Below are 13056 nucleotides of genomic sequence, written 5' to 3'. Positions count from 1 at the left end.
GCTGCATGACCACCCGGACGCTCAACCTCGACGACGACCTCTACCGCTACCTGATCGACGTCTCCCTGCGCGAGACGCCGCTCCTGGCGCGCCTGCGCGAAGAGACCGCGCAACTGCCCACCGCGCGCTGGCAGATCGCCCCCGAACAGGGCCAGTTCATGGCCATGCTGGTGCGGCTCACCGGCGCTCGGCGCATCCTCGAGATCGGCACCTTCACCGGCTACAGCGCCCTGGTGATGGCCGAGGCGATGCCGGCGGACGGCCGCATCCTCTGCTGCGACCTGCCCGGCGACTACAACGCCGTCGCCCGGCGCTACTGGCAGGAGGCGGGCGTCGAGGACTGCATCGACCTGCACCTGGCCCCCGCCCTGGAGACCCTCGGTCGCCTGGAGCGCGAAGGGCAGGCCGGCGGCTTCGACCTGATCTTCATCGACGCCGACAAGGCCAACTACCCCGCCTACCTGGAACACGCCCTGGCCCTGGTGCGCAGCGGCGGCCTGGTGTTGTTCGACAACGTGCTGTGGAGCGGCCGCGTACTGGAGGCCAACCCCGACAGCGCCGACACCCGCGCCATCAAGGCCCTGAACCGCGCGCTCAAGACCGATGCCCGCATCGACCTCTCGCTGCTGCCCATCGGCGACGGGCTGACCCTCTGCCGCAAGCGCTGAGCCCGTGGCCGAGCCCATCCGCCTGCCGCCCCAGCCGAACGCCTGCGAACTCTGCCGGCGCGCCGCGCCCCTGACCCGCCACCACCTGATCCCCAAGGCCCTGCACGGCAAGACCTACGTGCAGAAACGCTTCGCCCGCAGCGAGCGCATCACCGCCACCCTCTGGGTCTGCCGTCCCTGTCACAACCAGATCCACCGCCTGTTCAGCGAAAAGGAACTGGCGCTGATCTACAACAGCCGCGAGGCGCTGATGGCCGACGAGCGCCTGCGCACCTTCGTCGACTGGCTGGCGGGCAAGCCGGCGGGGTTCGAGCCGAGGCATTGAGCGCGCGCGGTTGCCCCGGCAGGGCATAGGTATTACCGTCATTCCTCCGGTAATACCGAGGGCTCTGCCATGCCGACCACACTCACCCGCAAGGGCCAAGTCACCATTCCCAAGCCGATCCGCGACGCACTGGGCCTGCACCCGGGAATGTCCGTGGAATTCAGCGTCAATCAGCAGGGCGAGGTGGTACTCAAACGCGTCGACCCTGAGCCCCAGGCAGCGGACCGCTTCGAGGCCGCCCGCGGCAAGGCCGGGCGACGTTGGCGCACTGACGAACTCATGGCCTTGCTGCGCGGCGAAGACTGATGGTTCTGGTCGATACCAATGTGCTGATCGACGTCCTGGCGGATGACCCGCATTGGGCCGACTGGTCGATCCGCCAATTGCGTGCCCAGTCCCGGGTGCATGCGCTGGCGATCAACGCGGTGGTCTATGCCGAGCTGGCGCTGACCTTCGATCGCTTCGAGGCGCTCGACGAGGCGGTCGAACAACTGCAGCTGCACCTGCTGGAAATGCCCCGCCCGGCGCTCTTCCTCGCCGGCAAGGCCTTCGCCCGCTACCGCCGGGCGGGAGGTGTCAGGGAAGGGGTGCTGGCCGACTTCTTCATCGGCGCCCATGCCGCCGTGGAAGGCTGCGCCCTGCTGACGCGCGATGTGCGGCGTTACCGCAATTATTTCCCCGGGCTGGAGCTGATCAGCCCGGACGTACTCTGACTCAAGCCGCCTTCGCCATCGCCTCGCATTCCACCACGCAGCGCTGGCAGGCCTGCGCGCATTCCTGGCAGTGGTCATGGTCATGCTTGGCGCATGCCTCGGCGCAGGCCTGGCAGGCGATGGCGCAGAGGCGGCAGACCTCGTCGGCCAAGGGGCTGTCGCGGGCCATCAGCAGGGCGGCGAGGCGGCACAGGTCGGCGCAGTCGCGGTCGGTGCGGATGCACAGCGCCATGTGGCCGGCGTCTTCCTCGCGCAGGCAGGCGGCAGCGCAGTGTTCGCAGGCGATGGCGCAGGCGTTGCAGGCCTGGATGCAGCAGGCATAGCGTTCGCGGATCATGGAGGTCTCCTCATGGCGTGGGTCCTGTTGAGTGGACGTGGCTCCGCCGCCATCGGTTCGACCTATTTCCCGCCCGCCGCCCTTCGATTGACCCTGGCCACCCCGGCCACTAAGCTGCGCGCCTTGCACCAGGTGCCCCGCGGCCATGCCGCCGGGGTGAAACAGGGAAGCCGGTCCATTCTTCCGAAGAATCCGGCGCTGCCCCCGCAACGGTAGGCGAGTCATCCACCGCATCCAGCCACTGTGCCCCGGCATGGGAAGGCGCGGTCGGGGAACCGACGGTTCCACTCGCAAGCCCGGAGACCGGCCTGGTGTGACTGCGCATGGGATCGCCCATGCATCACCCCAGAAGGTCGCGCGGGTGGCGCGACGGAGACCGATCTTGAACCGAAACGCTTCCCCGAGGCCGGCGCTGCTGGCTGTTCTCGGCATCTCGTGCATTTCCCCGCTGGCCGCAGCCCCCCTCGAACTTGGCGAGCAGGTGGTCACCGCCACCCGCAGCGAGCAGCCCGTGCGCGCCAGCCTGGCCGCCACCACCGTGTTCGACCGCGAGGCCATCGAGCGCAGCCAGGCGAGCTCCGTGCCCGAGCTGCTGCGCAAGGTGCCGGGCGTGACCCTCAGCAATAACGGCGGCCCCGGCAAGAACACCACGCTGTTCATGCGCGGCAGCGAGTCCGACCACGTGCTGGTGCTGATCGACGGTGTCAAGGTCGGCTCCGTCAGCGCCGGGCTCACGGCCTTCCAAGACCTGCCGGTGGAGCTGATCGAGCGCATCGAAGTGGTCCGTGGCCCGCGCTCCAGCCTCTATGGCTCCGAAGCCATTGGCGGGGTGATCCAGATCTTCACCCGCAAGGGGCATGGCGACGGCGCGGCCAAGCCCTGGTTCTCCGCCGGCTACGGCACCCATGACACCTATCAAGGCAGCGCCGGGGTGGCCGGTGGCGACGAGCAGGCCTGGTACAACCTGGGCGTCAGCAGCCAGGACGGCGATGGCATCAACTCCCGCCGCCAGGGCAGCAATTACTACGAGCCCGACGCCGACGGCTACCGCAACCTGTCCGGCACCCTCAACGCCGGTGTGCAACTCGGTGGGCTGACGCTGGATGGCTCGCTGATGCGTGCCAAGGCCCATAACGACTACGACGACATCGACAGCAGTGGCTACCTGCATCCCCTCGGCGGCCATGGCGCCAACGCCGACAACCGCCAGGAAGTGATCGGCGGCCGCGCGCGCTTCAGCCCCCAGGACATCTGGAACATCACCCTGCGGGCCGGTCGCAGCGAGGACAAGTCCACCAGCCACACCGATGGCCTGTTCGATGCCCGCTTCGACTCCAAGCGCGACAGCGCCTCCTGGCTCAACGACCTGACCCTCGCCGAAGGCCACGTGCTGACCCTGGGCTACGACTGGCAGCGTGACCAGGTCAGCAGCTCCACGGCCTTCGAGCAGGACTCGCGCCACAACCAGGGCTGGTTCGCCCAGTACCTGGGTCAAGCCGGCCAGCAGGACTGGCAGCTGTCGCTACGCCGTGACGACAACGAGCAGTTCGGCACCCACGACACCGGCAGCGCCGCCTGGGGCTACGCGTTCACCGATGAATTGCGTTTCAGCCTCAGCTACGGCACCGCCTTCAAGGCGCCCAGCTTCAACGAGTTGTACTACCCCGGCTATGGCAACCCGGGCCTGGACGCGGAAACCTCCGAGAGCTTCGAGGCCGCGCTCACCGGGCAGCACGACTGGGGCCACTGGTCGGTTAACGCCTACCGCACCCATGTCGACGACCTGATCGCCTACGACTCCACCCTCGGCCCGTACGGCGGCCCCAACAACATCGGCAAGGCCCGCATCGACGGCCTCGAACTGGTGCTCGGCAGCCAGTGGCTGGGCTGGGACTGGAGCGCCAACGCCACCTTCCTCGACGCCGAGAACCGCGACCACGGCAGCAATGCCGGCAACGAACTGCCGCGTCGCCCGCAGCAAAGCTTCAACCTCGACCTCGACCGGCGCATCGGCCGCTTCGGCCTGGGCGCCACGCTGCACGCCGAAGGCCGCAGCTACGACGACCTGGCCAACCGCAACAAGGTGGCCGGCTACGCCACCCTCGACCTGCGCGGCGAGTACTGGCTGAACGAGGAGTGGCGCCTGCAGGCCAAGGTCACCAACCTGCTGGATGCCGACTACGAAACCGCGCTGGACTACAACCAGCCCGGGCAGGCAGTGTTCTTCAGCGTCCGCTACCAAGCCCTCTGACAGGAGCCCCCATGAGCGAATCCCTCGAACGCGATGCCCGCCACAAGGCGCGCATGCAGCGCAAGAAAGCCCTGATCGACGAGAAGATCGCCCAGGCCCAGGACGAGTACGGCCTGCTGCTGGTGCACACCGGCAATGGCAAGGGCAAGAGCAGCTCGGCCTTCGGCATGGTCGCCCGCGCCCTCGGGCACGGTGTGAAGGTGGGCGTGGTGCAGTTCATCAAGGGCGGCATGTCCACCGGCGAGGAAGCCTTCTTCCGCCGCTTCCCGGACGAGGTCGCCTACCACGTGATGGGCGAGGGCTACACCTGGGACACCCAGGACCGCCAGCGCGACATCGAGAAGGCGCAGCAGGCCTGGGCCGTCGCGGCGCAGCTGCTCAACGACCCGCAGGTCGGCCTGGTGGTGCTGGACGAGCTGAACATCGCCCTCAAGCACGGCTACCTGGACCTGGAGACCGTGCTTCGCGACATCGAATCGCGCCCCGAGCTGCAGCACGTGGTCGCCACCGGCCGTGGCGCGCCCCAGGGCCTGATCGACGCCGCCGACACCGTCACCGAGATGAGCCTGGTCAAGCACGCCTTCAAGTCCGGGGTGAAGGCGCAGAAAGGGGTGGAATTCTGAGCACCTCCACGCGCCATTGCCCGGCCCTGCTGATCGCCGCCCCGGCGTCCGGCCAGGGCAAGACCACCGTCACCGCCGCCCTGGCGCGCCTGCACACCCGCCAGGGCAAGCGCGTGCGGGTGTTCAAGTGCGGGCCGGACTTCCTCGACCCGATGATCCTCGCCCGTGCCTCCGGCGCGCCGGTCTACCAGCTGGACCTGTGGATGATCGGCGAGGCGGAAAGCCGCCGCCTGCTCTGGGAGGCCGCCGCCGAGGCCGACCTGATCCTCATCGAAGGGGTGATGGGCCTGTTCGACGGCTCGCCCTCGGCCGCCGACCTCGCCCGCTGCTTCGGCGTGCCGGTGATGGCGGTGATCAACGGCGCCGCCATGGCCCAGACCTTCGGTGCCCTGGCCGTGGGCCTGGCCACCTACCAGCCGGGCCTGCCGTTCTCCGGCGTGCTCGGCAACCGCGTCGGCAGCCAGCGTCACAGCGATCTGATCCGCGACAGCCTGCCGGCGTGGCTCCGCTGGTACGGCTCCCTGCCGCGCAGCGCCGAGGTGGAGCTGCCCAGCCGCCACCTGGGGCTGGTGCAGGCCGAGGAGCTGGCCGACCTGGACGCGCGCCTGGACGCCGCCGCCGATGCCCTGGCCGCCAGCGCCTCGGTGGAGCTGCCGCCGGCCGTGGCCTTCGAGGCGCCGCATGCCCAAGCGCTGCAACCGCTGCTCGAAGGCGTGCGCATCGGGGTGGCCCGCGACACCTCATTCGCCTTCATCTACCAGGCCAACCTCGACCTGCTGCGTGCCCTCGGTGCCGAACTGCGCTTCTTCTCGCCACTGACCGACACCGCCCTGCCCGAGGTGGACAGCCTCTACCTGCCCGGCGGCTACCCCGAGCTGCACCTGGCGCCGCTGGCGGAAAACCGTGCCATGGCCGATGCGATCCGTGCCCACCATGAGGCCGGCAAGCCGACGCTCGCCGAGTGCGGCGGCATGCTCTACCTGCTCGATGCGTTGACCGACGCCGAGGGCGCGCACGCCGAACTGGTCGGCCTGCTGCCCGGCAGTGCGGTGATGCAGAAGCGCCTGGTGGCCCTGGCCCTGCAGGAGGTCGAGCTGCCCGACGGTGCGTTGCGCGGCCACACCTACCACCATTCGCGCCTCGACTCGCCACTGCAGCCCCTGGCGCGCGGCACCTGCCCGAACGACAAGCCGGTGGCCGAGGCGGTGTTCCGCGTCGGCCGCCTCACCGCGTCCTATATCCACTTCTACCTGCCGTCCAATCCCGCTGCGGCGGCGGAGCTCCTGCGCCCATGACCGACAACGCCTTCAGCCCCGAGGAACGCGCCGCCGTCTACCGCGCCATCGCCGAGCGTCGCGACATGCGCCACTTCAGCGGCGGCGAGGTGGCCCCCGCGCTGCTCGCGCGCTTGCTGGAGGCGGCGCACCAGGCGCCCAGCGTCGGCCTGATGCAGCCCTGGCGCTTCATCCGCATCACCCAGCCGGCGCTGCGCGAGGACATCCACGGCCTGGTGGAGGCCGAGCGGGTGCGCACCGCCGAGGCCCTGGGCGAGCGCTCCGACGAATTCATGCGGCTGAAGGTCGAGGGCATCCGCGACTGCGCCGAGTTGCTGGTCGCCGCGCTGATGGACGGGCGCGAGGCGCATGTCTTCGGCCGACGCACGCTGCCGGAAATGGATATGGCGTCCCTGGCCTGCGCGATTCAGAATCTCTGGCTCGCCGCCCGTGCCGAAGGCCTGGGCCTGGGCTGGGTCTCGCTGTTCGACCCACAGGCCCTGGCCGACCTGCTCGGCATGCCGCCTGGCAGCAAGCCCCTGGCGGTGCTTTGCCTGGGCCCGGTCGAGGCCTTCTACCCGGCGCCGATGCTGGCGCTGGAGGGCTGGGCGCAACCGCGTCCGTTGTCCGAACTGCTGTTCGAGAACCAGTGGGGAAACAAGGAATGAGCCTGGGGATGCTGACATTGGCCGCCGTGGTGCTGGACGCCGTCTTCGGCGAGCCGCGCCGCTGGCACCCGCTGGTGGCCTTCGGTGACTGGGCCAAGCGCCTGGAGCAGCGCTTCAACCCCGGCGGCCGTGGCTGGCGCAGCCATGGCGTCAGCGCCTGGGTGATCGCCGTGCTGCCGCCGACCCTGGCCGCCTGGTGGCTGTCCGAGCTGCCCTGGGTCGGCACCCTGGTGGGCGTGGTCGCGCTCTATGCCGCCATCGGCCTGCGCAGCCTCAACGAACACGCCGAGCCCGTGGCCGTGGCGTTGCAGGGCGGCGATCTGGACGAGGCGCGCCGCCGCGTCGGCTACATGGTCAGCCGCGAGACCCGTGAGCTGGACGAGAGCGCCGTGGCCCGCGCCGCCACCGAATCGGTACTGGAGAACGGCAGCGACGCGGTGTTCGCTGCGCTGTTCTGGTTCGCCGTGGCCGGCGCGCCGGGCGTGGTGCTGTACCGCCTGAGCAACACCCTCGACGCCATGTGGGGCTACCGCAACGCGCGCTTCGAGCGCTTCGGCTGGGCTGCCGCACGCATCGACGATGTCCTCAATTTCATTCCCGCGCGCCTGGTCGCGCTGACCTACGCGCTGCTCGGCAAGACGGCGCTGGCGTTGCACTGCTGGCGCACGCAGGCGCCGCTCTGGGACAGCCCCAACGCCGGCCCGGTGATGGCCGCCGGCGCCGGTGCGCTGGGCGTGCAGCTGGGCGGGCCGGCCGTTTACCACGGCGAGCTGCACGAACGCCCGCACCTGGGGCAGGGCGAGCCCGCGCGCGCCGGGGACATCGGCCGCGGCATGGACCTGGTGCGCCAGGGCGTGATGCTCTGGGTGGGCGTTCTGATCATCGGAGGATGGCTCTTTGCTTGAGCATGGAGGCAGGCTGCGCGCCGCCGCGCAGCGTTATCGCATTCCCGAGGCGGACTGGCTCGACCTGTCCACCGGTATCGCCCCCTATGGCTGGGCCCTGCCTGATGTGCCCGCTGCGGCCTGGGCGCGCCTGCCCGAGCGCGACGACGGCCTGGAAGAGGCCGCGTGCCAGTACTACCGCGCCCCGTCATTGCTGCCGGTGGCCGGCTCCCAGGCCGCCATCCAGGCGTTGCCACGCCTGCGTCGCACTTCCCAGGTGGGCATCCTCTCGCCTTGCTATGCCGAGCATGCCGCCGCCTGGCGCCGGGTCGGCCATCGCCTGGAAGAGATCAGCGAGGCCGGTGCGCGCCGGGCCATCGACCGCCTCGATGTGCTGGTGGTGGTCAACCCCAACAACCCCACCGGCCAGCGTTACTCCCCGGAGCTGCTGCTGGACTGGCATGCGCGCCTGGCCGAGCGGGGCGGCTGGCTGGTGGTGGACGAAGCCTTCATGGACTGCACCGGCGACCAGAGCCTGGCGCGGGTCAGCCACCTGCCCGGGCTCATCGTGCTGCGGTCCTTCGGCAAGTTCTTCGGCCTCGCCGGGTTGCGCCTGGGCTTTGCCTGCGCGGCCCCCGAGCTGCTCGATGAGATGGAAGAGCTGCTTGGCCCCTGGGCGGTCAGCGGCCCCGCGCGGGCCATCGCCAAGGGCCTGCTGCAGGACATCGACGGCCAGGCCCGGCAGCGCGAGCGCCTGCTGCTGGACGGCCAGCGCCTGGCCCGCCTGCTCGGCAGCCATGGCCTGCAACCCACCGGCGGCTGCGCGCTGTTCCAGTGGGTGGCCATGCCCCATGCCGGGGTGGTGCACGACTACCTCGCCGCCCACGGCATCCTCACCCGCCTGTTCCTCACCCCGTCGAGCCTGCGTTTCGGCCTGCCGCCCGACGAGGCCGGCTGGCAGCGCCTGGACACCGTGCTGAGCGGCTTCGCCCGGGAGCTCGCATGACCACGCTGATGGTGCAGGGCACCACCTCCGATGCGGGCAAGAGCACCCTGGTGACCGCGCTGTGCCGCTGGCTCAAGCGCCAGGGCGTGGCGGTGGTGCCGTTCAAGCCGCAGAACATGGCGCTCAACAGCGCGGTGACCGCCGACGGCGGCGAGATCGGCCGCGCCCAGGCGGTGCAGGCCCAGGCCTGCGGGCTGGCGCCGCACACCGACATGAACCCGGTGCTGCTCAAGCCCAATACCGACATCGGCGCCCAGGTGATCATCCACGGCCGCGCCGTCACCTCGATGAACGCGGTCGCTTACCACGACTACAAGAAGGTCGCCATGCAGGCGGTGCTGGCCTCCCACCAGCGCCTGGAGGCCGGCTACCAGGTGGTGATGGTGGAGGGCGCCGGTTCCCCGGCGGAGATCAACCTGCGCGCCAACGACATCGCCAACATGGGCTTCGCCGAGGCGGTGGACTGCCCGGTGATCCTCATCGCCGACATCGACCGGGGCGGCGTGTTCGCCCATCTGGTGGGCACCCTGGCGTTGCTCTCGGAGAGCGAGCAGGCGCGGGTGAAGGGCTTCGTGATCAACCGCTTCCGCGGCGACATCGCCCTGTTGCAGCCGGGCCTCGACTGGCTGGAACAACGCACCGGCAAGCCGGTGCTCGGCGTGCTGCCCTACCTCACCGACTTCCACCTGGAGGCCGAGGACGCCATCGACCGCCGCCAGGACGCCAAGCCCCGCGAGGCGCTGAAGGTGGCGGTGCCGGTGCTGCCGCGCATCAGCAACCACACCGATTTCGACCCGCTGCGCCTGCACCCCCAGGTGCAGCTGACCCTGGTCGGCCCGGGGCAGGCGTTGCCGCCGGCGGACCTGGTCATCCTGCCCGGCTCCAAGAGCGTGCGCGCCGACCTGGCCTTCCTCCGCACCCAGGGCTGGGACGCGGCCATCGCCCGCCACCTGCGCTACGGCGGCAAGCTGCTGGGGATCTGCGGCGGCCTGCAGATGCTCGGCGAGCGCATCGACGACCCCCATGGCCTGGAAGGGCCCGCCGGCAGCAGCGCGGGGCTCGGCCTGCTGACCTTCGACACGGTGCTGGAGCCGGAGAAGCAGCTGCGCAACGTGCGTGGCCGCCTGGGCCTGGAAGGCGCTGCGGTGGCCGGCTATGAAATCCACGCCGGGGTCAGCCGTGGCGCCGCCCTGGAGCGGCCCGCCGTGCAACTGGACGACGGCCGCTGCGACGGCGCCATGAGCGAAGACGGCCAGGTGCTCGGCACCTACCTGCACGGCCTGTTCGAGGGGGCCGAGGCCCGTGACGCGCTGCTGCGCTGGGCCGGCCTCGCCGAGGTGCAGGCCGTGGACTACCCGGCGCTGCGCGAGCGCGACATCGAGCGCCTGGCCGATCAGGTCGAGCGCCACCTGGACACCGACCTGCTGCGCCGCCTCTGCGGCCTGGAGCCCACCCATGGCTGAACTGATCCTCGGCGGCGCCCGTTCGGGCAAGAGCCGCCTGGCCGAACGCCTCGCCGGCGAGTCGGGCCTGGCCGTCACCTATATCGCCACCAGCCAGCCGCTGGACGGCGAGATGAGCGCCCGCGTGGCCAGCCACCGCGCCCGCCGCCCCGACCACTGGGGCCTGGTGGAAGAGCCCGTGGAACTGGCCCGGGTGCTGCGTGAGCACGCGGCTCCCGGCACCTGCCTGCTGGTGGACTGCCTGACCCTGTGGCTGACCAACCTGCTGATGCTGGAGGACGAGGCACGCCTGGTCGCCGAGCGTGACGCCCTGCTGGCCTGCATCGGCGAGCTGCCGGGGCGGGTGCTGCTGGTGAGCAATGAAACCGGCCTCGGGGTCGTGCCCCTGGGCGAACTGACCCGCCGCTACGTCGATGAAGCCGGTTGGCTGCACCAGGCCCTGGCCGAACGCTGCACCCGCGTGACCTTCACCGTCGCCGGCCTGCCCATGCTGTTGAAGGGAGAGCCCCTATGAACACCCTCGCGTGGTGGTTGGCCGAGTGCCAGCCCCAGGACCATGTCGCCCGCACCAAGGCCCAGGCCCGCCAGGACCAGTTGACCAAGCCGCGAGGCGCCCTGGGCCAGCTGGAAGGCCTGGCCATCACCCTCGCTTCGATGCAGGGCAGTGATCGCCCCGAGGTGGCGCGGCCCTGGTTCGCCGTGTTCGCCGGCGACCACGGCGTGGTGGCGGAGGGTGTTTCCGCCTACCCGCAGGCGGTGACCGGCGAGATGCTGCGCAACTTCGTGCGGGGCGGCGCGGCGATCAGCGTGCTCGCCCACAGCCTCGGCGCCACCCTGGAGCTGGTCGACCTGGGCACCGCCGTGCCACTGGAAACGCTGCCCGGCGTGCTGCACCTGGGCCTGGGCGCCGGCACCGCCAACTTCACCCGCGAGCCGGCGATGAGCGATGCCCAGTGCCTGGCGGCCCTGGAGGCCGGCCGCGCCAGCGCCGTGCGCGCGGTGGAGTCGGGCGCGGACATCTACCTCGGCGGCGAGATGGGCATCGGCAACACCACCGCCGCCAGCGCCCTGGCCTGCGCGCTGCTGGGCACCCCGGCGGCGCAACTGGTCGGCCCCGGCACCGGGCTGGACGACAAGGGCGTGCAGCACAAGGCCGAGGTGATCGAGCGCGCCCTGGCCCTGCACAGCCCCCATTGCCATGGCCCGCTGGAAAGCCTACGCCGCCTCGGCGGCTTCGAGGTCGCGGCCCTGGCCGGTGCCTACCTCGGCTGCGCCCAGCGCGGCATCCCGGTGCTGGTGGATGGCTTCATCTGCAGCGTGGCTGCCTTGTGCGCCGTGCGCATGAACCCTGCCTGCCGCGACTGGCTGCTGTTCTCCCACCGCTCCGCCGAGCCGGGCCACCAGGCCGTGCTGGCGGAGCTGCAGGCGCAAACCCTGCTCGACCTCGGCCTGCGCCTGGGCGAGGGCAGCGGCGCCGCCATCGCCTTGCCGCTGCTGCGCCTGGCCTGTGACCTGCACAACGGCATGGCCACCTTCGCCGAAGCCGCCGTTTCGGATCGCCCGGCATGAGCCTGGTCATCGACCTGCTGCGCCACGGCGAAACCGAACTGGGCGCCGGCTTCCGTGGCAGCCTGGACGACGCCCTGACCGAAACCGGCTGGGCGCAGATGCGCAGCGCAGTGGAGGGGGCCGGCCCCTGGGATGCCATCGTCAGCTCGCCGCTGCAGCGTTGCGCGCGCTTCGCCGAGGAGCTGGCCGGGCGCCTGGACCTGCCGCTGGGGTTCGACGCCGACCTGCGCGAATTGCATTTCGGCGCCTGGGAAGGCCGCACCGCCGCCCAACTGATGGCCACCGATGAAGCCGGTCTGGGCCTGTTCTGGAACGACCCCTACAGCTTCACCCCGCCCGACGGCGAGACGCTGCTCGACTTCGAGGCCCGTGTGCATGCGGCGGCGGCGCGATTGCAGGCAGGCTTCGCCGGCCAGCGCCTGCTGGTGGTCAGCCACGGCGGGGTGATCCGCCTGCTGCTGGCCCGTGCGCGGGGCCTGCCCCGTGCCCAGTTGATGCAGGTGGAGGTGCCCCATGCCACGCTGCACCGGATCGTTTTGCCGTGATCCCGCTGCTGATCGCCCTGCAGTTCCTCACCCGCCTGCCGGTGCGCCTGCCGGGCATGCCCGAGCCGCAGCAGATCGGTCGCTCGCTGCTGTTCTACCCGCTGGTGGGGTTGCTGCTGGGCCTGGCGCTGCTGGCGCTGGAGTGGCTGCTGGGCGATACCTCGGTGCTGCTCAAGGCTGTGCTGCTGCTCGCCGCCTGGGTGGCGCTGAGCGGTGGCCTGCACCTGGACGGGCTGGCCGATACGGCGGACGCCTGGGTGGGCGGCTACGGCGACCGCGAGCGCACCCTGACCATCATGAAGGACCCGCGCAGCGGCCCCATTGCGGTGGTCGTATTGGTGCTGGTCCTGCTGCTGAAGTTTTCTGCCCTGGTCGCCCTGCTGGAGCAGGGCCCCATCGCCGCGCTGCTGCTGGCGCCCTGGCTGGCGCGGGGGCTGCTGCCGCTGCTGTTCATGACCACGCCTTACGTTCGTGCAGGTGGGCTGGGGCAGGCCCTGGCGGAGCACCTGCCACGCCGGGAGCTGCCCTGGGTGCTGGGCGCCCATGCGCTGCTGGGGCTGGTGTTCGGCTTTGTGGCGCTGGTCGCGCTGGTGGCGGCGCTGTCGCTGTTCGCCTGGTGGCGACGCGGCCTGCTGCGGCGACTCGGCGGCACCACCGGCGACACGGCCGGGGCGCTGGTGGAGCTGGCCGAGGTGGCCGTGCTGGTGGCGCTGGCGCTGCTGGGGTGAAC

16 protein-coding genes and 1 riboswitch are annotated in these 13056 nt (G+C 70.8%); of the genes, 15 read left to right on the top strand and 1 reads right to left on the bottom strand.

Annotated elements, in window-relative coordinates; all coding sequences use genetic code 11:
- The first annotated feature begins 5 nt into the window (after positions 1 to 5).
- The 4 genes from ACYJSS_RS25135 to ACYJSS_RS25120 all read left to right on the top strand — a co-directional run bounded on the left by ACYJSS_RS25135 (position 6) and on the right by ACYJSS_RS25120 (position 1706).
- Positions 6 to 668 (top strand): O-methyltransferase, encoded by a 663-nt coding sequence (locus ACYJSS_RS25135; RefSeq protein WP_111262052.1) that lies wholly within the window; start codon positions 6 to 8, stop codon positions 666 to 668.
- Between the two features lie 4 nt (positions 669 to 672).
- On the top strand, positions 673 to 993 hold the full coding sequence (locus ACYJSS_RS25130) for a hypothetical protein (protein WP_111262053.1): 321 nt from the start codon (positions 673 to 675) through the stop codon (positions 991 to 993).
- A gap of 69 nt (positions 994 to 1062) precedes the next feature.
- On the top strand, positions 1063 to 1299 hold the full coding sequence (locus ACYJSS_RS25125; protein WP_236205695.1) for an AbrB/MazE/SpoVT family DNA-binding domain-containing protein: 237 nt from the start codon (positions 1063 to 1065) through the stop codon (positions 1297 to 1299).
- The gene (locus tag ACYJSS_RS25120) at positions 1299 to 1706 is read left to right on the top strand and encodes a type II toxin-antitoxin system VapC family toxin (RefSeq protein ID WP_236205696.1); all 408 of its coding nucleotides are present in this window, start codon (positions 1299 to 1301) and stop codon (positions 1704 to 1706) included. Before ACYJSS_RS25125 ends, ACYJSS_RS25120 begins: the two co-directional genes overlap by 1 nt.
- A gap of 1 nt (position 1707) precedes the next feature.
- Here ACYJSS_RS25120 and ACYJSS_RS25115 read toward each other — a convergent pair whose 3' ends face one another.
- Complete coding sequence (locus tag ACYJSS_RS25115) at positions 1708 to 2043, bottom strand: four-helix bundle copper-binding protein (protein WP_111262056.1); 336 nt, start codon at positions 2041 to 2043, stop codon at positions 1708 to 1710.
- Positions 2044 to 2156: 113 nt separating this feature from the next.
- Positions 2157 to 2369, top strand: a riboswitch (cobalamin riboswitch).
- A 56-nt stretch (positions 2370 to 2425) separates the two neighbouring features.
- Between ACYJSS_RS25115 and btuB the strand changes: the two genes are divergently transcribed.
- The 11 genes from btuB to ACYJSS_RS25060 are packed head-to-tail and all read left to right on the top strand — an operon-like array spanning position 2426 to position 13054.
- Positions 2426 to 4294 (top strand): TonB-dependent vitamin B12 receptor, encoded by a 1869-nt coding sequence (gene btuB, locus ACYJSS_RS25110; protein WP_373875127.1) that lies wholly within the window; start codon positions 2426 to 2428, stop codon positions 4292 to 4294.
- 11 nt (positions 4295 to 4305) lie between these two features.
- Positions 4306 to 4917: a cob(I)yrinic acid a,c-diamide adenosyltransferase gene (gene cobO, locus ACYJSS_RS25105; RefSeq protein ID WP_236205697.1), complete on the top strand. Its 612-nt coding sequence runs from the start codon at positions 4306 to 4308 to the stop codon at positions 4915 to 4917.
- Complete coding sequence (locus ACYJSS_RS25100; RefSeq protein ID WP_236205728.1) at positions 4914 to 6212, top strand: cobyrinate a,c-diamide synthase; 1299 nt, start codon at positions 4914 to 4916, stop codon at positions 6210 to 6212. The genes cobO and ACYJSS_RS25100 overlap by 4 nt, the downstream gene beginning before the upstream one ends.
- Positions 6209 to 6859 (top strand): 5,6-dimethylbenzimidazole synthase, encoded by a 651-nt coding sequence (gene bluB / locus ACYJSS_RS25095; protein WP_236205698.1) that lies wholly within the window; start codon positions 6209 to 6211, stop codon positions 6857 to 6859. The genes ACYJSS_RS25100 and bluB overlap by 4 nt, the downstream gene beginning before the upstream one ends.
- Positions 6856 to 7764 carry an adenosylcobinamide-phosphate synthase CbiB gene (gene cbiB, locus ACYJSS_RS25090; RefSeq protein WP_236205699.1) on the top strand — a complete coding sequence of 303 codons (909 nt, stop codon included), beginning with the start codon at positions 6856 to 6858 and terminating at the stop codon, positions 7762 to 7764. The genes bluB and cbiB overlap by 4 nt, the downstream gene beginning before the upstream one ends.
- Positions 7757 to 8749, top strand: coding sequence for a threonine-phosphate decarboxylase CobD (gene cobD / locus ACYJSS_RS25085; RefSeq protein ID WP_236205700.1), 993 nt, complete (start codon positions 7757 to 7759; stop codon positions 8747 to 8749). Before cbiB ends, cobD begins: the two co-directional genes overlap by 8 nt.
- Positions 8746 to 10212: a cobyric acid synthase gene (locus ACYJSS_RS25080; RefSeq protein WP_236205701.1), complete on the top strand. Its 1467-nt coding sequence runs from the start codon at positions 8746 to 8748 to the stop codon at positions 10210 to 10212. The genes cobD and ACYJSS_RS25080 overlap by 4 nt, the downstream gene beginning before the upstream one ends.
- Positions 10205 to 10726 (top strand): bifunctional adenosylcobinamide kinase/adenosylcobinamide-phosphate guanylyltransferase, encoded by a 522-nt coding sequence (gene cobU / locus ACYJSS_RS25075; RefSeq protein ID WP_111262062.1) that lies wholly within the window; start codon positions 10205 to 10207, stop codon positions 10724 to 10726. The genes ACYJSS_RS25080 and cobU overlap by 8 nt, the downstream gene beginning before the upstream one ends.
- Positions 10723 to 11781, top strand: coding sequence for a nicotinate-nucleotide--dimethylbenzimidazole phosphoribosyltransferase (gene cobT, locus ACYJSS_RS25070; protein WP_236205702.1), 1059 nt, complete (start codon positions 10723 to 10725; stop codon positions 11779 to 11781). Before cobU ends, cobT begins: the two co-directional genes overlap by 4 nt.
- Complete coding sequence (gene cobC / locus ACYJSS_RS25065) at positions 11778 to 12326, top strand: alpha-ribazole phosphatase family protein (protein WP_236205703.1); 549 nt, start codon at positions 11778 to 11780, stop codon at positions 12324 to 12326. Before cobT ends, cobC begins: the two co-directional genes overlap by 4 nt.
- Positions 12323 to 13054, top strand: coding sequence for an adenosylcobinamide-GDP ribazoletransferase (locus tag ACYJSS_RS25060; protein WP_111262064.1), 732 nt, complete (start codon positions 12323 to 12325; stop codon positions 13052 to 13054). Before cobC ends, ACYJSS_RS25060 begins: the two co-directional genes overlap by 4 nt.
- Positions 13055 to 13056: the final 2 nt, after the last annotated feature.

This window comes from Pseudomonas sp. No.21 (genome assembly GCF_054558415.1).
Note: the sequence above shows the minus strand (reverse complement) of the source record. Positions and strands in the feature narration are given on the sequence as shown.